The organism is Ruminococcus callidus ATCC 27760, assembly GCF_000468015.1.
Classification (GTDB): Bacteria; Bacillota; Clostridia; order Oscillospirales; family Ruminococcaceae; genus Ruminococcus_C; species Ruminococcus_C callidus.
Genome location: NZ_KI260296.1, coordinates 856 through 27,511 on the forward strand (window position 1 = coordinate 856; position 26,656 = coordinate 27,511).

Consider the following 26,656-nt stretch of genomic DNA (forward strand, 5'->3'; position numbering starts at 1 on the left):
CAAAGAGCGTCTGGCGACTTTGTACGCCATCTGCCGAAAAATCTGACGATGTATCTTATGTACAAGCTTTGTGTGGTATTGCCCAAGAATTTTCCGCATAGCATCATGAAAATTCTCCATGAAGTTTTTGTAAACCTGCCGCCTGTCCCATTGACATACTAGGTTAGTAGGTGTATAATGAAATCAAACAGAGCAAAGGAAAGTGGTAACTATGATTGTGTCCACAAAAGGGCGAAATGCCCTGAAGCTGATGATGTGTCTGGCACAGGTGGACGACCAAGCGTATACACCGCTGAAAGTCATCTCTGCCCAGCAAAATATCTCTCTCAAATATCTGGAAAACATCACCTCGATGCTCTCCAAGAAAAAGTTTGTGGAAGCGGCAAGCGGAAAGGGCGGCGGCTATCGCCTGTCCCGTCCGCCGGAGCAATACAGCGTGGGAGAAATTCTGCGGGCGGTGGAAGAATCCATCGAACCGGTAAAGTGCATTGAAAACGGAACGCCGATCTGTGAAACTGCGGATTCCTGTTCCACACTGCCGATCTGGAAAGGGCTTTCTGCACTGATCAATAACTATTTGAATTCCATTACCCTTGCCGATGCGGTAAATTATAAAGATGAAGGAGAAGATGTAACATGAGTCATAATGATCTGCTGCGTATTCAGAATTTGAAAGTATGTGCCGGAGAAAAAGAAATTCTTCACGGCATCGATCTGGACATTCACGAGAATGAAGTACACGTCCTGATGGGACCGAACGGCACCGGTAAGTCCACACTGGGTGCTGCACTCATGGGCAATCCTGCTTACACCGTTACCGGCGGCGACATCATCTATAAGGGACAGAATATCAACGAAATGCCGGATAACGAACGTGCCAAGAACGGCATTTTCCTGTCGTTCCAGAACCCCATTGAGATTCCGGGCATCACCGTCAGTGCGTTTATCCGCAGTGCACTGGAAGCCAAGACCGGCAAGCGTGTCCGTCTGTTCAGCTTCAAAAAGGAACTGGAAGAAAAAATGGCACTGCTCCAGATGGATCCGTCCTATGCAGAGCGTGACCTGAACGTGGGCTTCTCCGGCGGCGAAAAGAAAAAGACTGAGATCCTCCAGATGCTGATGCTGAATCCGGAATTTGTCATTCTGGACGAAACCGACTCCGGTCTGGACGTTGATGCTGTCCGCACCGTTTCCAAGGGCATCGAAGCATACCGCAAGCAGTCCAGGGGCAGTCTGTTGGTCATTACCCACAGCACCAAGATTCTGGAAGCACTGCCGGTAGACTATACGCACATCATGGTGAACGGTAAGATCGTCAAGACCTCCGACAGTTCCCTGATTGAAGAAGTCAACGAAAACGGCTTTGCCGCTTATGAAAATGCAGAGTAATCACACTGGATAAAGAAGACTGTACGCAGATTGTGTGCAGAGCCGTCAGGCGAACTTTATGCAGCGTTTCTCAAGTGTTGCAGGAATACCGAAAGGGTGAAAACGCGTGAAAGAAAAACAGCAGATCGCAGATATTGACAGAAGTGTCTACGATATTAAAGATACAGAAACCGATGCCTATAAGATTGATGCCGGCTTGACACCGGCACTGGTAGAACAGATCTCCAAAGAAAAGAACGATCCGGTCTGGATGCAGCAGTTCCGTCTGCACTCCCTCCAGATCTACAACGAATTGCAGGTGCCGGACTGGGGTCCGTCTATCGACGGGCTGAACATGGACAACATTGTCACCTATGTCCGCCCCAATACCAATATGAAAACCAAGTGGTCCGACGTGCCGGAGGACATCAAGAATACCTTCGAACGTCTGGGCATTCCGCAGGCAGAGCGAAAGTCCCTTGCCGGTGTGGGAGCACAGTATGACTCCGAACTGGTGTATCACAATGTGCGGCAGGAAGTTGCCGATCTGGGCGTAGTGTATACCGATCTGGAAAGTGCCATGCACGGCGAATATGCGGACATGATCCGCAAGCACTTCATGAAGCTGGTGCCGCCGACAGACCATAAGTTTGCGGCTCTGCACGGTGCAGTCTGGTCCGGCGGTTCCTTTGTGTACGTGCCGAAGGGCGTGTCCGTGGAGATTCCGCTGCAATCCTATTTCCGTCTGAATGCACCGGGAGCAGGACAGTTTGAACATACGCTGATCATCGTGGAAGAGGGAGCATACCTGCACTTTATCGAGGGCTGCTCCGCCCCGAAATACAATGTGGCAAATCTCCACGCCGGCTGTGTCGAACTGTTCGTGGGCAAGAATGCCACACTGCGGTACTCCACCATTGAAAACTGGTCGAAGAACATGTACAACCTGAATACCAAGCGTGCACTGGTCGAAGAGGGCGGCAAGGTGGAATGGGTTTCCGGTTCGTTCGGTTCTCATGTGTCCTATCTGTACCCCATGAGTATCCTCAAGGGCAAGGGGGCAAAAATGGAGTTCACCGGCATTACTTTTGCCGGAAAGGGACAGAATCTGGATACCGGTGCCAAGGTCGTTCATGCGGCTCCAGACACCAGTTCCTATATCAACACCAAGTCGATTTCCAAGGACGGCGGTATCAGCACGTTCCGCAGTTCCGTTGTGGTCAATAAGGACGCAGAGGGCTCGAAGTCCTCGGTTTCCTGCGAATCCCTGATGCTGGACGCACAGTCCCAGTCGGATACCATTCCGGCAATCGATGTCCGCACCCGCAAGGCAGACGTGGGACACGAAGCACAGATCGGCAAGATCAGCAACGAAGCAATTTTCTACCTGATGTCCAGAGGTCTGAGCGAAGAAGATGCCCGGGCATGCATCGTCAGCGGCTTTGCAGACAACGTTTCCAAGGAACTGCCGCTGGAATATGCGATCGAAATGAACAATCTGATTCGTCTGGAAATGAAAGGCAGCATTGGGTGAGGTGAGCATGATGGAAAATAATACAATTCGAGTAAATGCACTTCCGACACTGACATGGCACAGACTGCATGTCAATGCCTGCAAAACAGAACCCTATACACCGGTGAAGCCCTGCACCGTGCAGACCGTTTCCGAAAACGGTGTTGCAGCAGTTTCCGCACTGGAGCCCTGCACCGACTGCAGTGCCGTGGAAACCGGCGTGGGCAGGAATGTGGACAACCTGTTTCAGTGGGGCATGACCGTGACCGTTCCGGAAAACGGCAGCGACACCCTGCGTATGGAAATCGGCAGCGAGGACGGCGGCGACTGTGCGGCATTTGTCCATGTACAGGCAGAAGCCGGCAGCGAACTGACACTGGTGCAGATCTGGAAAGCAGACGCTTCCCATGCGGCACTGCGGACTGTGATTCGTGCAGAGGCCGGAGCAACTGTTCGGCTGGTGCAGATCCTTGCCGATGCCAGTGCAGAGTGCATCAATGATGTGGGCTGTGTCACCGGCGAAAAGACTTCTTTTGAGGTGATCCGGCTGTATCTGGCACAGGGCAATGTGATTTCCGGTATCCGTACCGATCTGGCAGGAAACGGCAGCAGTTTCACCTGCAAATCCGGCTATCTGGTAAAGCCGTCCAAAAAGCTGGATATGAACGTGATTGCCAACCATATCGGCAAGAACACCCAGAGTGACATTCAGGCAGACGGCACCTTGTACGACGGAGCCGAAAAGGCATTCCGCGGCACCATTGACCTGAAGCGTGGCTGTGCCGGCTCGGAGGGTAAGGAAGAAGAAAACGTGCTCCTGCTGGGAGATGACGTTGTCAATAAGACCATTCCGCTGATCCTTTGCACCGAAGAAGATGTCAAGGGCAGCCACGGTGCTTCTATCGGCGAACTGGAACAGGGCATGCTGTTCTACTTTGAAGCCCGCGGCATCAGCAAGAGCGAAGCGGAAAAGATCGTGGCAAAGGCTCGGTTGGAAAAGCTTTGTCAGGAAACTGCTGACGAGAAAGCAGCAGAGTATATGCACCGGAAAATCGAGGAGGTGATCTGACATGACAGCGTGGAATCCGGAAAACGTGCGGCAGGACTTTGTGCTGCTCCAGAACACCGATCGGGTCTATTTTGACAACGCGGCGACTTCCCAGAAGCCGAAGTGTGTGATCGATGCGGTGCAGGAATTCTATGAAAAGTATAACGCCAATGTGCTCCGCGGACTGTACCCCTTGAGCGTAGAAGCTACGGAACGCTATGAAAACGCCAGAAAAACCGTGCAGCGGTTTATACATGCTGCCTGTCCTGAGGAGATCATCTTCACCCGAAATGCTACAGAGAGCATGAATCTGGTGGCGTACAGCTACGGCATGGCAAACCTGAAAGCCGGTGACGAGATTCTGGTTTCCATTCTGGAACACCACAGCAATATTCTGCCGTGGCAGATGGTTTCCCGTGCCACCGGTGCCAAGCTGGTCTTTCTGGAATGCGAGCCGGACGGCACCATCCCCAAGGAAAAAATGGACGAGGCTTTCTCGGAACACACCAAGCTGGTGGCAGTGACACAGGTTTCCAACGTGCTGGGCTGTGTCAACGATATTCCGGAACTGGTGAAGCGTGCCAGAGCCTGCGGTGCAGTAATCCTGATGGACGCGGCACAGAGTGCCCCTCATATGCCCATTGACGTGCAGAAACTGGACGTGGATTTTGTGGCATTTTCCGGTCATAAGATGCTGGCTCCCATGGGGATCGGCGTGCTGTACGGCAAGCAGGAACTGCTGGAAAAAATGCCGCCGTTCCTCACCGGCGGGGAAATGATCGAAACCGTTTCCCGCTACGATGCAGTCTATGCGGAACTGCCCCACAAATTCGAAGCCGGCACGGTCAATGCCGGCGGAGCCGTGGGACTGGCTGCGGCAATCGATTATCTGGAATCCTACGGTATGGACACTCTCCATGCTGTGGAGCAGGAACTGACAGCCTATCTGTTCCGCGGCATGAATGCCATTCCCCATGTACATGTGCTGGGGTCACAGCGGGAGGACAACCATACCGGTATCGTTTCCTTTACCGTCGATCAGGTGCACCCGCACGACATCAGCGAAGTGCTCAGCAGCGACGGCATGGATATTCGTGCCGGTCACCACTGTGCACAGCCGCTGCACGATCATCTGGGAATCCATTCCACTGCCCGTGCAAGCCTGATGTTCTATAACACCAAAGAGGAGATCGACCGGTTCTTAGAGAGCGTTTCCAATATTCGGAGAAGGATGGGCTTTGGCAATGAATAATTTTTATAACGAGATCCTGACGGAACACAACGTCCGTCCGGAATTCAAATATGATCTGGAATGTCCGACCATTCAGCTGGAGGGTGTCAACCCCAACTGCGGCGATGACATCTGGCTGAATCTGGTCATGAAGGACGGCGTGATTCAGGACGCATCTTTCAACGGGGACGGCTGTGCCATTTCGCAGGCATCTGCGGATATTATGATCGGCATGATCATCGGCAAGACCAAGGCAGAGGCACTGCATCTGTCAGACCTGTTCCTGAAAATGATCAAGGGCACGGCAACTGATGCGGAAGTGGAGGAGCTGGAAGAAGCTTCTGCACTACAGGATATTTCCCATATGCCGGCACGGGTAAAGTGTGCCGTGCTGGGCTGGCGTACCCTGCGGGAAGCCATTGAAAAGCTGGACAGCGAAGCGTAGAGCGTATGCATAGGTGCTGTCTGAGAACCTGTTTTCGTGGAATGCCACTGAAAGCAGGTTTTTCTATGGGAGGAATCATCATGCAATCCATATTGATCAAAGATACCACACGGGAAGAACGAATCCGTATTGTGAATCAGTCGCTGCAGGTCTGCGGACAGACCTGTGAATTCTGCAACGGCTGTGACAATCTGGGCGGCGGTCTGGTGGACAGCTATTTCCAGCCGTATATCGACGGAGAAAAAGAAATTTCAGAATGAAACGCCGCGTATCACCGCGGTTTGGTGAGGTAAGTACATGATAGAAGAAATCACAATACAGGAACTGGCAGCCATGGAGCCGTCTGCCTGTCAGATCATCGACATGCGGGACAGTACGGCGTTTGCTCTGGGGCATATCGACGGGGCAGTGCTGATCCCGCAAAAGGAACTGGAAGCCTCTCACGAGAATCTGCCCAAGGATAAAACACTGGTGATCTACTGCCGCAGCGGTATCCTGAGTGCTGATGTGGCGGAACAGCTGCGGGAAGAAGGCTACGCGGCAGTGAATCTGGTGGGCGGCTATGTCAAGTGGCTTCAGGAGAAGATCCGGCGGGAAACCAAAAACGAAAAGGCTGCCGAAGTGGAACAGGGACTGCGGAAAAAGTTTCATCGGGTGATCTTCAGCCGGTTTGCCAAGGCAATCAAGACCTATGACCTGATTCAGCCCAACGACCGCATTGCCGTGTGTATTTCCGGCGGCAAGGACTCGATGCTCATGGCGAAGCTGTTTCAGGAGATTCAGCGGCACGGGAAATTTCCCTTTGAACTGGTCTTTCTGGTCATGGATCCCGGCTATAGTGCCGAGAACCGGCAGATCATCGAATCCAACGCCAAGCTGCTGCAAATTCCCATTACCGTGTTCGAAACCAATATTTTTGATTCGGTGTATCACGTGCAGAATAACCCCTGCTATCTCTGTGCCCGTATGCGGCGTGGACATTTGTATAACAAGGCAAAGGAACTGGGCTGTAATAAGATCGCTCTGGGACACCATTTTGACGATGTCATTGAAACGATTCTCATGAGCATGATCTACGGCGGACAGGTGGAAACCATGATGCCGAAGCTGCACAGTGCCAATTTCGAGGGCATGCAGCTGATTCGCCCCATGTACCTGATTCGGGAAGCCGACATCAAGCACTGGTGTCGGTATCACGACTTGCAGTTTATCCAGTGTGCCTGCCACTTCACGGACACCTGCACTACCTGTGATCCTGACGAACGGACGGTTTCCAAGCGTATGGTGGTGAAGCAGCTGATCGCCAAGCTGGCAGAGGAAAATCCGCAGATCGAAAAGAACATTTTCCGCAGCGTGGAGAATATCAACCTGAACAAAATCATTTCGTACCAGAAAGATCACGTGGTGCATAGCTTTCTGGACGATTATCGGAATGAGTAGACCATTTCAAAAAATGGACTCCATTCACCACAGAAGATCCCCAGACGACCGCGGCTTTCCGGCTTGCGGTCGTTTTATTTTATTGTTACCCTATGGAAGCACTGCATAAAGCCTGCCTGACGGCTTTGCACGCAATCTGCTTGCAGATTTTTCGTCATATTGCCCAGAAATCTGACGACGCATCTTACGCACAAGCTTTATTCAGTGTTTCTCCAAGTCTTTAATAAACTTATCGTATTGTGTTTTAGATTCTGCCTTTAATGCTTCCAAATACTCTTTACGAGCATCTAAGAATAAACTATTAAAATCATCTGTTATTTCTTTCATTGCCATTATTTCTCTTTTTATCCTGGCTATTATTTTTAACCATATTCATTAATAATTCTTTCATTTCAGGAGATAAGCAGCTTTTGGGCTTAAGCATTCTAATTATTTCACTTAAAACGGCACCAAAATCATCTATTATTTCTAACTCACCATGGTCAACCCAAACAAAATTCCTTGTTATTTTTGAAAAACATAATTGTTCACCATCACCTATTAAATCTGCAATTACAATCAAGTCTTCTGGTAAGTCTCCAGAGTTCATAACAAACTTGTCCGGCCCATAAAAATGTGCCAATGAGTTTCTAATTTGTGCTTCATTCGTGAAACTTAACCATTCTTTATATGTTTCAGGAATAAAAACATTGTGTTTATTTTCCCAATTAGAAATCATTTCATCTGATGCAGGTTGTTTGAACCATGAAGCATCGTCACCATAATCAGATGCAATCTGTTCGCATAAGCACACAAGTTCTTTGATTTTCTCCATTAAACTATTGTGAGGAATATTCATAATAGTATTTCCTTTTTAATTATTAAAATTTTATTATACAATCAACACAACCACCCTCTCCATAAATAACAGGTATCAGCACCTTAGAACAGTGGTTTTTCTTGATTGAATCACTTTCATTATACCATACTCTACAAAAAATATCCAGCATAAAATATCCAGCGTAAGTGTCAAGCAAAAGTAGGCAGCATTTCTCGAAATCGTCACGATGCACAAAATCAGAACGATAAATCAGTGAAAGGCTTGCAAGCGGAAATTTGTTTCAGCCATTTCATACCCGAGGGGATAGAGAAGCTTTTTGTGAATTCAGGAAGCACTGCATAAAGCCCGCCTGACGGCTTTGCACGCAATCTGCGTGCAGATTTTTCGTCATATTGCCCAGAAATCTGACGACGCATCTTACGCACAAGCTTTATTCGGTGTTTCTCCCTGAAAAACAGAAAAACCGTAAAGAATCCAAAAACTTCTGCGAAATCCGCCGGATTTCGAATTGACTTTTCCGGCAGAGAATGGTATAATAAGCTACATATATTTATCGTCTGTGTCTGTTTGGAAAGCACCGATTTTGCATAAGTTTTGTGCGGTGCTGCCTCTGCACAGATGCTGACAAAATGCCGAGGAAGGAACGAGTGACATGAATTTTTTAGAGGAAAGAATCGTAAAGGACGGTATCGTCAAGGAAGGCAACATTCTGAAAGTGGACAGCTTTCTGAATCACCAGATGGACGTGACCCTGTTCCAGCAAATGGGGGAGGAGTTCAAACGCCGCTTTGCAGACAAGGAGATCAACAAGATCCTGACCATTGAGGCTTCCGGTATCGGTATCGCCTGTATCGTGGCAAGCTGTTTCCACGTGCCGGTGGTGTTCGCCAAGAAGTCCAAGAGCGTCAACATTGACGGTGCGGTCTACGTGGCAGAGGTGGAATCGTTCACCCACAAGTGCAAAAATCAGGTGATCGTTTCGAAAAAGTTTCTGCACCCCGAGGACAAGGTGCTGATCATCGATGATTTTCTGGCAAACGGCTGTGCCCTGCAAGGACTGATCTCCATTGTGGCACAGGCGGGTGCAACCGTTGAGGGCATCGGCATTGCTGTAGAAAAGGGCTTCCAGCAGGGCGGACGCATTATCCGGAATCTGGGCTATCCGCTGGAATCTCTGGCAATCGTAGACAGTATGGACGCTTCCACCGGCACCATTGTCTTTCGGGAACAGAACTGAAAGGCGGCGGACAAATGGAAAAACAAAAATTTTCAGCCCGCGTGAAACAGGCGATGGGGGAAGCTTCCATTACGAACCTGTACCAGCTGAACGGCATGGTGCCGGTGCATAAGGCGATTCCCTTTGGCTTGCAGCATATCCTCGCCATGTTCGTGGCAAATATTGCCCCGATCCTGATCGTAGGCGGAGCCTGCGGACTGGCGGCTTCTGATATGGCAATGCTGATCCAGAGTGCCATGCTGATTGCCGGTATCGGCACGCTGGTGCAGCTGTTCCCGATTTTCCATAAAATTGGTTCCGGACTGCCGATCGTCATGGGCATCAGCTTCACCTTTGTGTCGGTGCTGTGCTTTATCGGTGCCCAATACGGCTATGGAGCGATTATGGGAGCCGTGCTCATCGGCGGCATTGTGGAGGGCATACTGGGGCTTTTTGCGAAGTTCTGGATCAGGGTCATTGCCCCGATCGTGTCCGCCAGCGTGGTCACGGCAATCGGCTTTTCGCTGCTGACAGTCGGAGCAACCTCTTTCGGCGGCGGCAGCGGCAGTGCAGATTTCGGCTCTGCGGAAAACTGGATCCTCGGCTCTGTAACGCTGCTCTGCTGTATCCTGTTCCACATTTTCGCGAAGTCCTACTTCAAGCAGCTGTCCGTGCTGTTTGGTCTGGTAGTGGGCTATATTCTCGCGGTGTTTATGGGAAAGGTCGATTTCTCCGCCCTGCGGGAAACCTCGGTCATTGCGGTTCCACACCTGATGCCGTTCCGCATGGAGTTCCACGCTGATGCCATTGTGTCGGTGGTGCTGATCTTCCTGGTGTCTGCCACGGAAACCATTGGGGATACCTCGGCACTGGCTGCCTCTGGTCTGGATCGTGACGTGACCCCGCAGGAAACCTCCGGTTCGATTGCCTGTGACGGCTTTGTCAGCTCCCTTTCCTCCGTGTTCGGCTGCATGCCGATCACTTCGTTCAGCCAGAACGTGGGACTGGTGGCAATGACCAAAGTGGTAAACCGGTTCACCATTGCCATCGGAGCCGTGATCATGATCCTTGCCGGCATTTTCCCGTTCTTCGGAGCACTGCTGGCAACGCTGCCGGACGCAGTGCTGGGCGGCTGTACCATTATGATGTTTGGCACCATTGTAGTCAGCGGCTTGCAGATGATCAGCAAGTGCGGCTTTACCCAGCGGAATATGATTATTGCCGCACTGTCCCTGAGCATCGGTCTGGGCTTTACCGAATGTGCAGATCTGTTTGCGATTTTCCCCCGGATGGTGCAGAATGTCTTTGCACAGAACTGTGTTGCCGTGGTATTTCTGGTGTCGATCCTGCTGAATCTGGTGCTGCCGAAAAATATGGAGGCAGAAAAGGTGACCGAACAGAAAAAGAAAAAGGCATAAGAGCCTGTGCAGTATCTGGTTTTGTTTCACAGGAGGTGGTGCAATGACAAAAAAGTATACGTATCTGGTACATATTGCTTTGTTTTTGGCAGCAATGATCCTGCTCTGTCTGGGCTTTTTTTTGGAAAACCCTAATGGCGGACTGATTGCAGAACAGCGTGCCATGCCGACCTGTAAAGAGGTACAGGAAGTGGCAGAAGAAACCCGCTCTGATGTAGCGGCTCCGCAGGGCGTGACCAGAGAGTTTCACTTTACGCTGGACAACAATCTGACGGAAAAGCAGCTGATGTTTTATGTTATCAACAGCAATACCAAGGTCTATATCAACGGAGAACTGGTCTTTGACAAGCATCGCATCGAAACCAACAAAGTCAGTGCCACGGGCTGTTATTGGGTCAATCTGACACTGCTTCGTGCAGACAACGGAAAGGAAGTCACCGTAGAGCTGCAGCCGCTGTATGCCGCAACTGTCAAACGTGCTGTGACGTTTTATGAGGGCAGCCAGTATCCGCTGTTCTGGAAGATTTTGAAACAGGATGCAGTTTTTTGCTTTTTCGGGATATTTCTGATTTTATTCGGTATTATCTATCTGGGCATTGCGTTCTACTATCGTGTCAAAATGCGGATCCGTCTGAATCTTTCGTCATTGGGCATGGTTTCCGTGCTGGTGGGGTGCTGGAAAATTTCAGACACCTGTCTGATCACATGGCTGTTGCCGGCACATGTGCGGTTTTTTTCTTATTTAAGCAGCATCGCCATACTGCTGCTGCCATTTTTCGTGGCCATGTACATCAATATTTCTGCCCGACCGCACAGCACCATTCAGAGGGCAATGTACGGGCTGATGATCGGCAATGCTGTGCTGGCGGCGATAGCGGGTCTGCTGCACCTGCTGCGGATCGTGGCACTGCGGGAATCACAGGGCCTCTTTGTCTATCTGATTCTGGCAGAAGCAATTTTTATGATCGTATTGGAGTTCGTCATTTATCCCCGGCACAGAAACGACATGCGGCACAAGCTGTTTATGGCTTCGGTAATTTGCCTGATGCTGTCGATCTCGCTGGATGTGCTTTGCTTTTTGATATGGCATTCTTCCAATTTGATGTTTTTCACCATGATCGGCATTGTCGTGTACATCGTGGTAATTGGAATTCTTACGCTTCGTAATGCACAGGACAAGCTGTTCCGTGACAAAGCGACTGGTCTGTATAATCGGAACAAGTGCAACGAACTGATCCATATGGGAATCGCACCGGATGACCGGCTGTGCTTTATGATGTTCGACCTGAACGGTTTGAAAAAAACCAACGACAATTGCGGACATGATGCCGGCGATCAGATGATCGCAAAGTTCGCCGAAGTGCTGCGAAACAGCATTCCCGCAGGCAATTTTATCGGCAGAAGCGGCGGCGACGAGTTTATCAGCATTATCTATAATACTGATGAAGAACGGGTAAAAAAGATCATTGCAGATATGTGGGAACAGATCACTGTATTCAATCAGGAAAACGAACACGGTGTATGGCAGCTGGGAACAGCGGTGGGCTATGCCTTTGTGAAAGAGGTGGGCAGCCGTTCCTATAAGGATCTTTATAAACTGGCAGATAAGCGTATGTATGAAAATAAACGTGCCATGAAAGCTGTACGGACAGAGTAGTAAAGGAGTTTTGTTATGACAACACAGGAATTTCAGAAGAAGATCAAACGCGTCCTGATCACAGAACAGGAGATACAGGACAAAATTCAGGAAGTGGGTGCACAGATCAGTCGGGAATACGAGGGCAAGCCGCTGCTGCTGGTGAGTATCCTCAACGGGGCATTCGTGTTTATGGCAGACCTGTGCCGTGCTATTACCATTCCCTGTGAAACGGCTTTCATGTGTGCCAAGAGCTATTACAACGGCACATCTTCTTCCGGCATCGTCAAGATCACCATGGATCTGATGCAGGACATCAGCGGCTATCATGTCATCATTGCCGAGGACATCATCGACACCGGCAGAACCCTGAACGACGTGCTGAAGCTGCTGAAAGCGAGAAACCCGCTTTCGCTGAAAGTCATCACCCTGCTGGACAAGCCGGAACGCCGTCTGGTAAAGCTGGACGCAGACATTTCCCTGTTTACCATTCCGGATCATTTTGTGATCGGCTATGGACTGGACTGCGGCGAGATCTATCGCAATCTGCCGTATATTGCGGAATATGATGAAGGAGAAGAAGTATAATGTTTGAAAAGATTTTTCACCTGAAAGAGCATAACACCAATGTCAGGACGGAGTGTATTGCCGGCGTTACTACATTCATGACAATGGCGTACATTCTGGCAGTCAACCCCAGCATTTTGAGTTCGACCGGCATGAATCCCACTGCCGTACTGCTGGCAACCTGTCTGGCATCATTCTTCGGCACCATGTGTATGGGCATGATGGCAAATCTGCCCTTTGCCCTGTCTGCCGGCATGGGACTGAACGCCTTTTTCGCCTATACCGTCTGCGGTAACATGGGCTATCCGTGGCAGGTGGCACTGCTTGCCGTGTTCGTGGAGGGTATCGTCTTTATTGTGCTGTCCCTGACGAATGTGCGGGAAGCATTGTTCAACGTCATTCCGCTTTCTCTGAAAAAAGCGGTTTCCGTTGGTATCGGCGTGTACATCGCCTTTATCGGCTTGCAGAACGCCGGTGTTGTTGTCAACAGTGATTCCACGCTGGTAACAGTCGTTTCCTTTACGGACAACTTCCGTACCGGCGGCATCTGTGCCCTGCTGGCAATTATAGGTACCCTGTTTACCGCGTTCCTGTACATCAAGCGGGTGAAGGGCTCGATTCTGATCGGCATTCTGGCAACATGGGTGCTGGGCATTCTCTGCCAGCTGACCGGTTTGTACGTTGTAGATCCGGAGGCTGGCTATAACAGCCTGCTGCCGGCATTTTCCATGACCGACTTCTCTGCACTGGGCGATACGTTCGGGCAGTGCTTCAAATTCGACTTTGACGGTGTCAGCATTGTGAACTTTATCGTGGTTATCTTCTCGTTCCTGTTCGTGGATATTTTCGACACACTGGGCACGCTGATCGGCGTGTGCAACAAGGGCAATATGCTGGACAAGGACGGCAAGCTGCCCCAGATCAAGCCGGCACTGATGGCAGATGCAGTTGCCACCTCCGCAGGTGCAGTTCTGGGTACTTCCACCACTACCACATTTGTAGAATCCTCCGCCGGCGTGGCAGAGGGCGGCAGAACCGGTCTGACTGCGGTAGTCACTGCGGTGCTGTTCCTGATCTCCATGCTGTTTGCCCCGATCTTCATTGCCATTCCGTCCTTTGCGACGGCTCCGGCTCTGGTCATCGTCGGCTTCCTGATGTTCACCACCATTCCGGACATCAAATTCTCCGAAGAAAGCTTTCTGGAAGCCATTCCGGCATACCTGTGCATCGTGGCAATGCCGCTGTTCTACAGCATCTCGGAGGGCATTTCCATCGGGATCATCTCCTATGTAGTACTGCATCTGGTTTGCGGCAAGGGCAAGCAGGTGAAACCGCTGATGTATGTTCTGGCGGTGCTGTTCGTGCTGAAGTATATTTTCCTTTAAATGCATCTGGGCGATACAGCCCTTGTAATTGTAAGAGCCTGCTTTCGGTTTGTCCGGGAGCAGGCTCTTATGCAGTGTTTCCCTTGTTTTTCAGCCGAAACTGTGTTATAATAGAGCATGTACTTGTTTTGCACTTCAAACGAAAGGAATCGTCTATGTCTGAAATTACTACCCTTACCCAAACTCTCCGTGATGCGATCTCTGCCCGCATTTACGGCAAAGAAGATGTGATCGAAAAGGTGCTTGCCGCCCTGTACTGCGGGGGACACGTGCTGCTGAACGATATTCCGGGAACCGGAAAAACCACCCTTGCCCGCACCCTTGCCGGAGCACTGGACGCGGACTTTCACCGTATCCAGTTTACACCAGACCTGCTGCCTACCGACCTGATCGGCGTGAGCATTCCGGAGCCGAAAACCGGTGCGTTTACGTTCCGGAAAGGGGCGGTGTTCACCCAGATTTTGCTGGCGGACGAGATCAACCGTGCCACGCCCCGCACCCAGTCGGCACTGCTGGAGTGCATGGAAGAACGGCAGGTCACTGCGGACGGCGTAACGTATCCGCTGGAGGAGCCGTTTTTCGTGATCGCCACCCAGAACCCTGTGGAGATGCAGGGGACATTTCCGCTGCCGGAGGCACAGCTGGACCGCTTTCTGCTCTGTCTGTCGCTGGGGTATCCGGAAAAGGAACAGGAACTTGCCCTGCTGTCCCGTCCTGCGGCAGTGCCGGAGAGCAAGCCGGTGGCAACTGCGGCACAGCTGCTGGCAGCACGGCAGGAGCTGGCACAGGTGACCGTTTCTGCCGCTGTGCAGGAATATCTGGTGGAACTGGCTCACGCCTCCCGTGAGCACCGCGGGATACAGCTGGGGCTCAGCACCCGCGGCATGCTGTCGCTGCTGGAAGTTTCCAGGGCAGCAGCAGCGATGCATGGCAGAACCTACGTGACACCCGATGACATCAAGTGGATCGCCGCCGACTGCATGGCACACCGCATGACCGCACGGGGCAGCATGTGGGAGGAGAATCAGGAAACCTGCCGCAGCATTGCCGAAGAACTGCTGCAAACAGTTCCCGTGCCAAAGGAATCGCTATGGAACTGATCGCAGTAATTTTGCTGGTGCTGCTGGTGCTGTTCGGAGAGGTGGGACTGTACCGCCGGCGGGGACTGGAAGGGCTGTCCTATTACTGTCACTTTTCGGAAACAGAACGCACCGAGGGCGAATCTCTGCAATTTGTGGAAACTGTTACCAATGACAAAACACTGCCGGTGCCGTGGCTCAAGGCAGAACTGACCACGTCCCGCTGGCTGGACTTTCCGGAGGCGAATTCTGCTGTCACCGGAGAAAACCGGTTTGTCAGCAGCTTTTTCTCCGTCCGCAGCCGTTCCCGTGTCAGCCGCGTCTGGGAGATCACCTGCGAAAAACGCGGGGTATATGAAATGGAACATATCGTGCTGGTAACGTCGGATTTGCTGGGTATCGTGCGGCTCTCTCTCCATGCCGCAGACCACGGCGAAAAGCTGACCGTACTGCCGAAGCGGCTGACCGAAGCGGGGCTGCTTCTGCCGAAGCTGCTGCGGCAGCAGTACGGGGAACAGGCGGTGCGGTACAGCCTGCTGACAGATCCCTGCCTGTCTGCCGGTGTGCGGGAATATGTGACTGGTGATCCGATACACCGCATGCACTGGAAAGCTTCTGCACATGCCGGAACGCTGCTGATGCGGCAGGAGGAACGGACGGCTCGGCAGACGGCAACGGTGCTGCTGGCACTGGAATCCCACCGCCCCGATGCCGGACAGATGACACCGGACAGCGAATTGTTGGAGCACACCATTCGGGTGTGTGCCCAGTGCCTCTGGGAATTTTGCAGCAACGGCTGGCAGGTGCGGCTGTGCGTAGGGGAACGCAATGCCAAGGGCAACCCCATTGCCACGCCCTACGGTGCCGGCAATACCATGTATCACCGGCTTTTGCAGCAGCTGGCGGAGTTGCAGTTGCAGGACGTGCTGTCCATGCCCCGGCTGCTCTCACTGTCTGCCAGCCGCATGACACAGGAAACCGTGCTGCTGATCACGCCCTATACAGACCGGCGTGTGGCACGCTGGAAGCAACAGTCCGGCGGGTTGGTGCTGGTGACGGGACATGCCCATGACAGCGGAAACTGTGCGGATGCCGTCGTTCCTGCACCGGAGTATCTGCGAAACGGGGAGGCGGCATTATGAAAAATATCCGCTTTTGGCTGCACTGGCTGCTGGTAACGGCACTGGCTGCGGCTCTCTATCCCTTTCCGGTGCTGCTTCGCGTGTGGAGCAATGGGGAACAGTGGACGGCTCCGGTGATGACGGCAGCCCTTGCAGGCTGTGCATGGCTGGGCATGCTGTATATCCTGTTGCTGCGGCGGCAGTACGCCAGACACCCCAAGTGGATCAACGGCGGTGTCTGGGCAATCACGCTGCTGCTTTGCATGGCAGGCTGTCTGTTCGCCCCCTATCCGGCAAGGCTGGCACAGGTGCTGTGGGGAATTCTGGCAGGCGGCTGCTTTTTCGGCAGTGCACGGCTGGTGTTTCACCCGCTGGAGCATCTGGCACACCCGAATGTATTTGTGGGGCTGTGCCTGTGGGACTGCTTCACCGGATTCCTGTTATATCTTAGCCATGCCAAGCTGCCCTTTGTGCCGGTGATGCTGCTGTTTGCGGCGAATGCGGCACTGTTTGCCCTGATCCACAATCGGGACGCTATGGAACGCATGCTTTCCGGTCGGGACGGGGACACATGGGAACTGCCGACGGAGATCCGGAAGTCCAACGGAAAGCTGATGGGCGTGCTCTGCGGCATAGGGCTGCTTCTGGTGCTGTGCAGCCGACCGCTGGCAAAAGTCATGCGTTGGGCGTGGCGGCTGCTGTACACGGCAGTGTGGTACGCTCTGCGTTGGCTGCTCTCCCGCGGCAGTCAGGAACAGACTGCGGAACTGCCGGAGGACACATCGGAACAGGTGATGCAGCTACAGCAAAACGGTGCTGCCGGCTGGATTCGGCTGGTGATCGAACTGGTTCTGCTGGTGGCAGTGCTGGTGCTGGTCATCTGGAAACGCCGCGAAATTGGCGATGCACTGCTTTCCGCGTGGTACAGCCTGCGGCACTGGATACAGCGGCATCTGCGGAAAAACCACGCGGAGCAGCGGAACGACCGGCACGAGGCGTACTGCGACTATGTGGAGGACTTGCTGACTGCTGAACAGCCGGCTCCGTCTGCGGCAGCCCTGTACCGCCGCCGTGACTGGAAAAAGGCTTACCGCCGGTATCAACGTTTGCCGGAACAGGCGGAACGCTTCCGGCTGGGGTACGCGTTGCTGCTGGCACGGCTGCCGGAAGAAGTTGCCCTGCCGGCAGCCAGTCCGGCGGAAATTCTGAACCATCTGTCCACCGGTGGGGAACAGGAAACGCTGCCTCAGTGGAACACGGTGACAGAAGCCTATACTGCCTTGCGGTACGGAGAAATTCTGCCGGAGCATGAAGCATTTGCGGCAATGGATACACTTTTGAAAAGACGTTCATAGGATAAAAAAAGCCAGCCCACGGGAAATCTCCCACGGGCTGACTTTATTTTTATGCAGCGTTGTCTTTATTCGTCGTCTTCGCTGTGCGTTACCTGAATGCCCAGTACGTCCAGACTTTCGGCATCTACCGGAGCAGGGCAGGCACTCATCAGTTCGCTTGCGTTCTGCACCTTCGGGAATGCCACCACGTCACGCAGACTTTCCGCCTGTAACATTACCATTGCCAGACGATCCAGACCAATGCCAAGACCACCGTGAGGCGGTGCACCGTAGTGGTACGCCTCTACCAAGAAGCCGAACTTGGCTTCGATTTCCTCGTCGGTCAGTCCCAGTGCCTGGAACATCTTTTCCTGCAACTCGTAATCGGTGATACGAATGGAACCGGAGGACAGTTCTGTACCGTTCAGCACCAAATCAAATGCCTTTGCAGTGACACGTGCCGGATCGCTGTCCAGATAGGGCAGGCACTCGTCCATGGGCATGGTGAACGGGTGGTGCATTGCGTCCCAGTGCTGGGTGTCCTCGTTCCATTCGAAGAACGGGAACTGGGTGATCCACAGGAAGTTGAACTTGCCCTCCGGAATCAGATCCAGCTTCTTTGCCACTTCCAGACGGAGTGCTCCCAGTACCGGCAGGGTCACCTTGTTCTTATCTGCCACAATGAGAACCACGTCGCCCTTGGCACAGTCCAGACGGGACAGGATCTCGTCCAGCTTGCCCTCCGGCAGGAACTTTGCGAAAGAGCAGGTGGGCTTCTCATCGTTCCAGCGAATGAATGCCAGTCCCTTTGCACCGATGCCCTTTGCCTTTTCGGTCAGCTTGTCGATTTCCTTTCGTGTCAGCACGGAAGCTGCATTTTTTGCCACGATTGCCCGAACGCTGCCGCCGGCTTCCAGTGCCGAACGGAATACCATAAAGTCTACGTCCTTGACTGTGTCAGACAGATCCTGCAATTCCATGCCGAAGCGGGTATCCGGCTTGTCTGAACCGTAGCGTTCCATGGCTTCCTGATAGGTCATGCGAGGCAGGGGTGTGGTAATATCCATGTGCAGGACTTTCTGGAACAGATACTTCACAAAGCCCTCTGTCAGCTGGAGAATATCTTCTACGTCCACAAAGGACATTTCCAGGTCGATCTGGGTAAATTCCGGCTGACGGTCTGCACGGAGATCTTCGTCGCGGAAGCAGCGGGCGATCTGGATATACCGGTCCATGCCGGCAACCATCAGCAGCTGCTTGTAGATCTGCGGGGACTGGGGCAGAGCATAGAACTTGCCGTTGTGTACGCGGGAGGGGATCAGATAGTCACGGGCACCCTCCGGCGTAGACTTCATCATCATCGGGGTTTCGATCTCAATGAAGTTGTTGGCATAGAAATACTCTCTGGCAGCCAGTGCAATTTTGTGCCGCATCATCAGGTTGTGCTGCAGCGGAGCACGACGGAGATCCAGATAGCGGTATTTCAGACGCAGTTCCTCGTTGGTCTTGGTTTCGTCTGTGATCGCGAAAGGCGGTGTCTGTGCCTTGGACAGCACACGCAGGTCATCTACCAGCACTTCCACAGCACCGGTTTTCATGTCCTTGTTGATGCTGGAACGTTCTGCCACAACGCCCTTTGCCAGCAGCACGTATTCGCTGTGGCAGGACGCAGCCTTTTCAAAAATGGCACGGTCGGTCTGGTCGTTGAACGCCAGCTGTACAATACCGGTTCTGTCGCGGAGATCGATAAAAATCAGGTTGCCGAGGTTCCGCACCTTCTGTACGAATCCGCCCACAACGACGGTTTCTCCTGCTTTTGTCACTTCACCGCAGTAACAGGTGCGGCGTAAATCCTGCATCAAATCCATGATCACTGACACTCCTTTTCAAAATCTTCCACAATGTCGTGGAACATATACTGCACGGCAATATCGTCGAACTTGTCCTCGAATGTTTCGTCCAGAGCAATTTCGATCTGTTCGCCGGTTTCCATATTCTTCAGCTTTGCCTTTTTGTCCTGTAGTTCGTTTTCGCCCAGAACCATGACAAAAGCGGCACCGATCTTGTTGGCATACTTCATCTGTGCCTTCAGACCACGCTGCATCACATCATATTCCACCTGATAGCCGGAAACCCGCAGCTGTTGTCCCAGCTGCATTGTTGTAGGCACAGCACTTTCGTCCATGGGGGCAATGTAGAGATCGCAGCCCTTGGGTTCCTCAAAGGCACAGCCCTGCTGTTCCATTGTCATGATGAGCCGTTCCAGACCCATGGCAAATCCCATTGCCGGAGTCGGCTTGCCGCCCATTTGTTCGATCAGACCGTCATACCGGCCGCCGCCGCAGACAGTGCCCTGTGCACCGATGTCAGTGGTGATGAATTCGAAAACAGTCTTGGTGTAATAATCCAGACCGCGGACGATCTTCGGGTTGATGCTGTAGTCGATGTGCAGGGCTTTCAGATATTCCTGCAATTTTTCAAAGTGTGTGCGGCAGTCGTCGCAGAGATAGTCCAGAATGACCGGAGCATCTTTGGCGATTCCGGCACAGATCGGGCTCTTGCAGTCCAAAATCCGCATGGGGTTCTTTTCCAGACGGGTCTGGCAGGTTTCGCAGAGTTCCTCTTTTTTCGGTTCGAAGTAAGCTTTCAGAGCCTTGTGATACTCCGCACGGCAGACAGGGCAGCCGATGGAGTTGATGTTGAGGGCAATATTCTGTAAGCCGGCACGGTCGAGAATGGTTTTTGCCAGAGAAATGATCTCCGCATCAGAAGCCGGTCCCTGACTGCCTGCCATTTCCACACCGAACTGGTGGAATTCCCGCAGCCGTCCCTTTTGCGGACGTTCGTGGCGGAAGCAGGACAGGATATAGAACACCTTCTGGGGCAGGGCATCATTCAGCAAGCCGTTTTGCAGCATGGAACGAATGGTGCCGGCTGTGCCCTCCGGACGCAGGGTAAACTGGGTTTCCTTTGCGGTGACGGTGTACATTTCTTTCTGTACCACGTCAGTGGTCTCGCCCACGGACCGCAGGAACAGATTGGTGTTTTCAAAAGTGGGGATCCGCGTTTCGTGGAAGCCGAAGCTTTCTGCGGTTTCCCGTGCAATGCGTTCCACCGTGTGCCACTTGTAGATCTGCTTCGGGGTGACATCTTCTGTGCCCTGCGGGCGTGTGATTTTGATTTCCATGTATGAAAAACCTCCTCGCATTCCGAAGACCGGACTGCAAAAAATTTCCCCTTCCGAAAAAGGGGAGAACTGTACTGTAAGTGTCTGTCCGCCGTGGACAGACTAGGACATCTCTTTCAGGCATTCAGGGTCAGATCGACGGATTTCCGATCTCACGCCAGTCTAAGTCACCGCGTTCCAGTGCCATGATGAGGGCTTCTGCGGTGGCGATGTTGGTAGCGACCGGAACATTGTGCACGTCGCAAAGACGGAGCAGATTCATTTCGTTGGGCTCCGAAGCCTTGCGGTTGATCGGGTCACGGAAGAACAGCAGCACATCGATCTCATTGCAGGAGATCCGTGCAGCAATCTGCTGATCGCCGCCTTGAGAGCCGCTGAGATACCGCTGGATCCGCAGACCAGTCGCCTCTGCAACCTGCTTGCCGGTAGTTCCCGTCGCACATAGGGTATGTCGAGAGAGAATACCGCAGTAAGCGATACAGAATTGAATCATCAGTTCTTTTTTTGCGTCGTGTGCAATCAGAGCAATTGTCATATAGGATAACCATTCCTTTCTACATTGTTTATCATATCGAAAATGAAAATACAAAGATCTCATTCTGTGATTTCATAATTATCAGATAATAAGACTACTATATCAATTATACACCATATCGGCAAATTTGTCAAAGAGTTTCTGCCGAAAAATATAAAATTGTGAATTGTATGGTGCTTCCCACGTTTTTTCTTGTGCAATATGACGAAACAAATTCGAATGCGGTTTAATGTGTAGACGTGCTGGTTGCAGAAGTGGTGGTTTCCGTGCCGGTAGTATCTGTAGAAACAGTTGTCTGTGCTCCGACAGCATCTACGCTGACCTGTTCGCCCCTGACAGTTTTTTCGTATGCCTGAATGACAGAGCGGATCATATACTTGGAGTATTCGCCGCCTTCAATGACACCGGCAAAGGCGATTTCCGGATCGTCTGCCGGTGCATAGCCGATGAAGAATGAATCCTGTACACGGTTGCTGACCTGCGGCGTACCGGTCTTGACTGCCACATCAAAGCCCAGATCAGACAGGGAATACCGTGTCGGGAAATTGTTGGTGGAAGCGGCGATCATACCGTTTTCCACATACTGGAACACGTCATCGTTTACCGGCGTGATCTGATCGGCAACTACCGGTTCTTTCTGTTCCAGCTTAGTGGTGTGGCTGTAGTCCCAGATGCTGTCTACCAGATGCGGTTCATAGCGGGTACCGTTGTTGGCAATGGTGCATGCCACATTTGCCATTTGCAGAGGTGTGACTGCCCATTCGCCCTGACCGATCGCACTCTGCAACACCTGACCGATAGTCCAGTCGGCACCCAGTTCTGCAAAGGTTTCCTGATTGGACAGATGACCGGTAGCATCGCCGGTTTCCAGTCCGGTGGACTGTCCCAGACCAAACTTGGTGGCATATTCGGAGATGCGGTCAATGGTCAGTTCTTCAGACAACTTATAGAAGAAGATATTGCAGGAAACCCGTAGTGCCTGTGTCACGGCAATGTCGCCGTGAGAACCGGTACAGTTGTAGTCATGATCCTTGAAATGATAGGTATGACCGCAGAAATAGGTGCTGTTTCCGGTGATGATCTGTTCGTTCAGACCTGCCGTTGCAGTAATGGTCTTGAACGTGGAACCCGGACGGTACAGACCGTCTGTGGCACGGTTGACCAGCGGCGTGTTTTCCGCATTGAGAATGGCTTCATAGTCCACCTTATAGTCTTCCAGATTATAGGTGGGAGCAGTTACCATGCCCAGCACGCCGGCAGTTTTCGCGTCCAGCACTACGATTGCCCCGCAGGAAATCTTTTTCAGCCCCAGCTGTTCGGTTTTGGAATCCCGCAGGCTGTCAAAGTTGTTGATAAAGCCGTCCAGAATGTTCTGCAATTCCCGCTGGTAATCGCTGTTGACAGTCAGCTGTACGGTTTTTCCGGCTTCCACCGGTGTTTTCATATCCGAGGAAACCACTACACCGTTTTCCACGGTGATCTCCTTGATACCGTCTGTACCGCGGAGCGTGCTTTCCATGGCACGTTCGATACCGCTTTTGCCCACGGTGTCGTCCAGAGCGTAGCCCTCGGATTTCAGCTTTTCGTATTCCTCCGCATAGATCGGTCCAACCGTACCGATCTCGTGGGGCACCACATCGCCCTGTGCAACGGAACGAAGTGCTTCCTCGACGATGTCCATGCCGGGGAGCGTAACACCACGTTCTTTCAGTTCTGTGACTACATTCAGCGGCACGTCTTCTGCCAGTGTAAAACGATTGCTGAGAGAGAAGCCCCGCAGCTGCATTTCATACCGGATTCCGGCGAGGATCCGCTGCTGTTCCGGCGTGTAGCTGTCATCAATGTCGTAGTCCGATTTCAGCTTGTCCATGCAGTTGTCTGCGGTGGCATAGACGTTCATTTTCAGATTTTCTTTCAGCTTGCTGACGGCGTTTTCATCGTCGGTGAATGTGTACGGCTGGGTATCGGAAATCGGCAGGGAAGTGCTCCACTCCACGCTGTTTTCGTCTAAAATACTGGTCAGCGAGAGCAGTACCTGATTGCCCTTGGCGTTGTCCTCGGGAAAGGTGTCCGGCTCAATAATGACATTGTAGCCAACCTTGTTTTCGATAATGGCTTTGCCGGAAGAATCCACGATCTCGCCGCGGGTGGCACTGATCGTCTGGGTGTATTTCTGGGTGGAGATACGCTTTGCCGTATAGGTGTCGCTTTCCACGATCTGGATTTTCATCAGCCGCCATGCACAGGCACAGCCTGCCAGAAGAACCAGCATGCTGGCGAGGGTGAGCTTGACATAGCTGAATGCCGTGTGTTTCATAGAAAAATGCTCCTTTCCGGAGAGAATGCCTGTGCGATCATGCGGTTTCTTCCATGGGTTTCAGTTTCTTCTCAATGGTACGCCGCCGCTTTGGCAGCAGGAAACGGTGAATCAGAGAAAAGACTGGATAGCAGATCATGCTGCTGATGACGGTATACGCCAGACAGGGGAGCGTGTGGTGCAGATATAGCTGGGAAACCTGGTGATAGCCCCAGATCGCATACTGAAAGACGAAGTCGAAACCGGTCACCACAAAGGCAGCCACTGCAGTCAGCCAGATCAGATTCCAGAACCGCTGCAGCAGCAGACGGTCGTACATACAGGAAACTGCCAGACAGATCAGGAACAATAAGATACCGTGATAGCCTGCCAGCGTGCCGCAGGAAATATCCAGCAGCAGCCCGCACAGAATGCCGATACCGCCGGAAACGACTGCACCGGAAACCGAAGAAATGCACAGGGCAATGGGAATCAGCAGCAGCGGCTTTGTAAAATCACCGCCGTTTGCGGTCACAAAAGCCAGAAAAATGCAGACTGCATACAAGCCCCAGCGTATGGCATTCCGCAGCTTCGGACGGCGGACTGGTTTCTGGGTGAGAAACTTTCGCTTACTTTGCCGCATCCTGCTGCTCCTTTCCGGCGAAATCCTTGATGACGATAACATTTTTCAGATTTTCCAGATCGACAGACGGACGGATCACGGCACAATAACTCAAGCCGTTGTCCATTGGCTCAATGGATTCCACAGAGCCGATGAGATAGCCCTGCGGGAAAATGCCCACAGAGTTGGACGTGGTGATCAGGTCGCCGCTTTTCAGGGTGGTATCCTTTTCCAGATAGATCATGCGGCAGCGGTAGTTGGAGGACAGCGTCACATCGCCCTCCACAATGCCGGACTCCGACTTGTCCGAAGCCTTTGCACCAATGGAAAGATTCGGAGAGCAGATGGTTTCTACTGTGGCATAGGTGTCAGAGATCTCGGAAATAATGCCCACAAGCCCTTCTGCCGTGACCACCGGATCATAGACGGAAAGCCCGTCGTCACTGCCGCGGTCGATGTAAAACCCGTGGAACGGATCGTTTTCCACATAGCCGATAATGGTGCAGGGGTCGGAGAACTGGTTGTCGGGGTGGTCTTCCTTGATGCCCATGAATTCCGACAGGTCTGCCAAGTCCTGTTTGGTCTTGTCATAGTCCACCATCTGGCTTTCCAGTTCTGCCACACGCTGACGAAGTTCCTCATTTTCAGTCTGGTACGCTTTGGATTTGGTGAATACGTCCAGCGTGTCCTGCACACTGGTGGAAATGCTGTTGGATGCCGAACGGATCGGGTTCAGGATCCTGCCCAGAAATCCGGTAGTCGGCAGCGTATAGCCGTCCTGTGTGACAGCATAGAGCATCATGCCGATCAGCAGGGCAATGATGCAGAGAATGATGCGAAATTTTTTGCTGCGGAAAAAGCCGCCCATAGCTATCAGCCTCCTTTGTCAACCGATTACTCAAATCCTCTGGGATCGTCCGAAACGGCATCGCGGTATTTGTCCAGATTTTCGAGAATTTTTCCCGTGCCCTCTGCCACGCAGTCCAAAGGATATTCTGCGATAAACACAGGCATGCCGGTTTCCTTGTGGATCAGCTGATCCAGTCCGCGGAGCAGTGCTCCGCCGCCGGTCAGGGTAATACCGTGGTCGATGATGTCCGCAGCCAGTTCCGGCGGTGTCTGTTCCAGTGTGCACTTGATCGCATCGACAATGCGGGAAAGGGGTTCAGAGAGAGCCTCCCGCACTTCTTTCGAAGAAATGTTGACATTTTCCGGCAGTCCGCTCATCAGATTCCGTCCCTTGATCTGCATGATCTCGTCACGGTCAACAGGATACGCGGAACCGATCTGCATCTTGATGCTTTCGGCAGTCCGCTCGCCGATGAGCAGGTTGTACCGCTTTTTGATAAAGTTGATGATCGCTGCATCAAACTCATCGCCGGCACAGCGGACGCTCTGGGAAACGACAATACCGCCCAGTGCAATGACAGCCACTTCAGAAGTGCCGCCGCCGATGTCCACCACCATACAGCCGATAGGCTCGGTGGTAGGCAGTCCTGCACCGATCGCCGCCGCCATCGGTTCTTCTACGATCAGAACCGGTTTCGCCCCAGCCTGATCTGCGGCTTCCCGCACTGCACGGCGTTCCACTGCCGTGACACCGGAGGGAATGCAGATGATCACTCTGGCACGGGCGAACATTTTGCCCCGCATGGCTTTCCGGATAAATTCCTGCAATAAAATGGTTGTGGTTTCAAAGTCCGCAATGACACCGTCTTTCAGCGGACGAACGGCAACGATCGAGCCGGGGGTGCGTCCGATGACTTCCTTTGCCTCTTTGCCGACATATTTTGCACGGTCTGTGTGGGTATTGACTGCCACGACAGACGGCTCTCTGATAATAATCCCCTTGCCACGCAGGTAGACAAGGGTGTTTGCTGTTCCAAGATCAATACCAATATCTTTTGTAAACATTGTGTGCTCCTTTTGATGCGTGTCCAGCCGCATCTTGCCCCGTGGTAAAAAAGCCTGCCAATTCGCCTCTTTCCGGAGAAAAGAGAACACTGCCGCCGAAGACCGGTGCAGTGAAGAATCTGTATTCATAAATATGTATACTTGTTTCTTTTTATGAATACTGCTTTTGAAATTTCAGGCAATACCGCACAAAGATTGTGTGACAGATGCGTCGTCAAATTTTTGTGAAATATGACGGGAAATTTGCAAGCAGATGGCGTGCAAAGTCGTCAGACGCTCTTTGTGCGGTGTTACCGTATTCTATTATACCACGAAAAAAGCGGGGTGGCAATCATTTTTTTCAGAATTTTCTGCGAAATCGAAATTCTATCATTTTGTGAAAATCAAACGAAAAACGATGTAAAAATTACAGCAAATGTACCAAATAGTCAAACCAATGCTGTCTTATGGCAATACCGTGCAAAGTCGCCAGACGCTCTTT

The 26,656-nt window shown here is 52.2% G+C and carries 25 protein-coding genes; 16 read left to right on the forward strand and 9 right to left on the reverse strand.

Annotated elements, in window-relative coordinates:
• The first annotated feature begins 211 nt into the window (after nt 1-211).
• From RUMCAL_RS01205 to RUMCAL_RS01240, 8 genes are all read left to right on the forward strand, one after another.
• Nucleotides 212-640 carry an RrF2 family transcriptional regulator gene (locus RUMCAL_RS01205; protein ID WP_021680574.1) on the forward strand — a complete coding sequence of 143 codons (429 nt, stop codon included), beginning with the start codon at nt 212-214 and terminating at the stop codon, nt 638-640.
• On the forward strand, nt 637-1,389 hold the full coding sequence (gene sufC / locus RUMCAL_RS01210) for a Fe-S cluster assembly ATPase SufC (RefSeq protein WP_021680575.1): 753 nt from the start codon (nt 637-639) through the stop codon (nt 1,387-1,389). Before RUMCAL_RS01205 ends, sufC begins: the two co-directional genes overlap by 4 nt.
• Before the next feature lie 106 nt (nt 1,390-1,495).
• Entirely contained in the window at nt 1,496-2,902 is a 1,407-nt protein-coding gene (sufB, locus tag RUMCAL_RS01215; RefSeq protein WP_021680576.1) for a Fe-S cluster assembly protein SufB, read from the forward strand.
• Between the two features lie 7 nt (nt 2,903-2,909).
• The gene (locus tag RUMCAL_RS01220; protein WP_021680577.1) at nt 2,910-3,950 is read left to right on the forward strand and encodes a SufB/SufD family protein; all 1,041 of its coding nucleotides are present in this window, start codon (nt 2,910-2,912) and stop codon (nt 3,948-3,950) included.
• 1 nt (nt 3,951) lies between these two features.
• Nucleotides 3,952-5,181, forward strand: coding sequence for an aminotransferase class V-fold PLP-dependent enzyme (locus RUMCAL_RS01225; protein ID WP_021680578.1), 1,230 nt, complete (start codon nt 3,952-3,954; stop codon nt 5,179-5,181).
• Nucleotides 5,174-5,605, forward strand: a complete 432-nt coding sequence (sufU, locus tag RUMCAL_RS01230) for a Fe-S cluster assembly sulfur transfer protein SufU (protein WP_021680579.1) — start codon at nt 5,174-5,176, stop codon at nt 5,603-5,605. The genes RUMCAL_RS01225 and sufU overlap by 8 nt, the downstream gene beginning before the upstream one ends.
• 80 nt (nt 5,606-5,685) lie before the next feature.
• Nucleotides 5,686-5,865 carry a hypothetical protein gene (locus tag RUMCAL_RS01235; protein WP_341349350.1) on the forward strand — a complete coding sequence of 60 codons (180 nt, stop codon included), beginning with the start codon at nt 5,686-5,688 and terminating at the stop codon, nt 5,863-5,865.
• Nucleotides 5,866-5,902: 37 nt separating this feature from the next.
• Nucleotides 5,903-7,045: a PP-loop family protein gene (locus RUMCAL_RS01240; protein WP_021680581.1), complete on the forward strand. Its 1,143-nt coding sequence runs from the start codon at nt 5,903-5,905 to the stop codon at nt 7,043-7,045.
• Between the two features lie 201 nt (nt 7,046-7,246).
• Here the strand turns inward: RUMCAL_RS01240 and RUMCAL_RS16605 are convergent, their stop codons facing one another.
• Together RUMCAL_RS16605 and RUMCAL_RS01245 are read right to left on the reverse strand one after the other, a co-directional pair.
• Nucleotides 7,247-7,372: a hypothetical protein gene (locus RUMCAL_RS16605; RefSeq protein ID WP_021680583.1), complete on the reverse strand. Its 126-nt coding sequence runs from the start codon at nt 7,370-7,372 to the stop codon at nt 7,247-7,249.
• Nucleotides 7,353-7,883, reverse strand: a complete 531-nt coding sequence (locus tag RUMCAL_RS01245; RefSeq protein WP_040646457.1) for an SMI1/KNR4 family protein — start codon at nt 7,881-7,883, stop codon at nt 7,353-7,355. Before RUMCAL_RS01245 ends, RUMCAL_RS16605 begins: the two co-directional genes overlap by 20 nt.
• A gap of 634 nt (nt 7,884-8,517) precedes the next feature.
• Here RUMCAL_RS01245 and RUMCAL_RS01250 point away from each other — a divergent pair.
• From RUMCAL_RS01250 to RUMCAL_RS01285, 8 genes are all read left to right on the forward strand, one after another.
• Nucleotides 8,518-9,102 (forward strand): xanthine phosphoribosyltransferase, encoded by a 585-nt coding sequence (locus RUMCAL_RS01250; protein ID WP_021680587.1) that lies wholly within the window; start codon nt 8,518-8,520, stop codon nt 9,100-9,102.
• Between the two features lie 14 nt (nt 9,103-9,116).
• Nucleotides 9,117-10,499 carry a uracil-xanthine permease family protein gene (locus RUMCAL_RS01255; RefSeq protein ID WP_021680588.1) on the forward strand — a complete coding sequence of 461 codons (1,383 nt, stop codon included), beginning with the start codon at nt 9,117-9,119 and terminating at the stop codon, nt 10,497-10,499.
• Between the two features lie 43 nt (nt 10,500-10,542).
• Complete coding sequence (locus tag RUMCAL_RS01260) at nt 10,543-12,156, forward strand: GGDEF domain-containing protein (RefSeq protein WP_021680589.1); 1,614 nt, start codon at nt 10,543-10,545, stop codon at nt 12,154-12,156.
• A gap of 15 nt (nt 12,157-12,171) precedes the next feature.
• Nucleotides 12,172-12,723, forward strand: a complete 552-nt coding sequence (gene hpt / locus RUMCAL_RS01265) for a hypoxanthine phosphoribosyltransferase (RefSeq protein ID WP_021680590.1) — start codon at nt 12,172-12,174, stop codon at nt 12,721-12,723.
• Complete coding sequence (locus RUMCAL_RS01270; protein ID WP_021680591.1) at nt 12,723-14,087, forward strand: NCS2 family permease; 1,365 nt, start codon at nt 12,723-12,725, stop codon at nt 14,085-14,087. The genes hpt and RUMCAL_RS01270 overlap by 1 nt, the downstream gene beginning before the upstream one ends.
• A gap of 155 nt (nt 14,088-14,242) precedes the next feature.
• Nucleotides 14,243-15,187: an AAA family ATPase gene (locus RUMCAL_RS01275; protein ID WP_021680593.1), complete on the forward strand. Its 945-nt coding sequence runs from the start codon at nt 14,243-14,245 to the stop codon at nt 15,185-15,187.
• Nucleotides 15,178-16,308: a DUF58 domain-containing protein gene (locus RUMCAL_RS14265; protein WP_021680594.1), complete on the forward strand. Its 1,131-nt coding sequence runs from the start codon at nt 15,178-15,180 to the stop codon at nt 16,306-16,308. The genes RUMCAL_RS01275 and RUMCAL_RS14265 overlap by 10 nt, the downstream gene beginning before the upstream one ends.
• Nucleotides 16,305-17,642, forward strand: a complete 1,338-nt coding sequence (locus tag RUMCAL_RS01285; RefSeq protein ID WP_021680595.1) for a hypothetical protein — start codon at nt 16,305-16,307, stop codon at nt 17,640-17,642. The genes RUMCAL_RS14265 and RUMCAL_RS01285 overlap by 4 nt, the downstream gene beginning before the upstream one ends.
• 65 nt (nt 17,643-17,707) lie before the next feature.
• On the opposite strand, the gene aspS is transcribed toward RUMCAL_RS01285, so the two are convergent.
• From aspS to RUMCAL_RS01320, 7 genes are all read right to left on the reverse strand, one after another.
• Nucleotides 17,708-19,480, reverse strand: a complete 1,773-nt coding sequence (aspS, locus tag RUMCAL_RS01290) for an aspartate--tRNA ligase (RefSeq protein ID WP_084194308.1) — start codon at nt 19,478-19,480, stop codon at nt 17,708-17,710.
• A gap of 11 nt (nt 19,481-19,491) precedes the next feature.
• Entirely contained in the window at nt 19,492-20,808 is a 1,317-nt protein-coding gene (gene hisS, locus RUMCAL_RS01295; protein ID WP_021680597.1) for a histidine--tRNA ligase, read from the reverse strand.
• A 130-nt stretch (nt 20,809-20,938) separates the two neighbouring features.
• Nucleotides 20,939-21,343: a methylglyoxal synthase gene (mgsA, locus tag RUMCAL_RS01300; RefSeq protein ID WP_021680598.1), complete on the reverse strand. Its 405-nt coding sequence runs from the start codon at nt 21,341-21,343 to the stop codon at nt 20,939-20,941.
• A 226-nt stretch (nt 21,344-21,569) separates the two neighbouring features.
• The gene (locus RUMCAL_RS01305) at nt 21,570-23,660 is read right to left on the reverse strand and encodes a peptidoglycan D,D-transpeptidase FtsI family protein (protein ID WP_021680599.1); all 2,091 of its coding nucleotides are present in this window, start codon (nt 23,658-23,660) and stop codon (nt 21,570-21,572) included.
• Nucleotides 23,661-23,697: 37 nt separating this feature from the next.
• The gene (gene mreD / locus RUMCAL_RS01310) at nt 23,698-24,282 is read right to left on the reverse strand and encodes a rod shape-determining protein MreD (RefSeq protein WP_021680600.1); all 585 of its coding nucleotides are present in this window, start codon (nt 24,280-24,282) and stop codon (nt 23,698-23,700) included.
• On the reverse strand, nt 24,269-25,129 hold the full coding sequence (mreC, locus tag RUMCAL_RS01315; protein WP_021680601.1) for a rod shape-determining protein MreC: 861 nt from the start codon (nt 25,127-25,129) through the stop codon (nt 24,269-24,271). The genes mreD and mreC overlap by 14 nt, the downstream gene beginning before the upstream one ends.
• 26 nt (nt 25,130-25,155) lie before the next feature.
• Complete coding sequence (locus RUMCAL_RS01320; RefSeq protein ID WP_040646482.1) at nt 25,156-26,175, reverse strand: rod shape-determining protein; 1,020 nt, start codon at nt 26,173-26,175, stop codon at nt 25,156-25,158.
• Nucleotides 26,176-26,656: the final 481 nt, after the last annotated feature.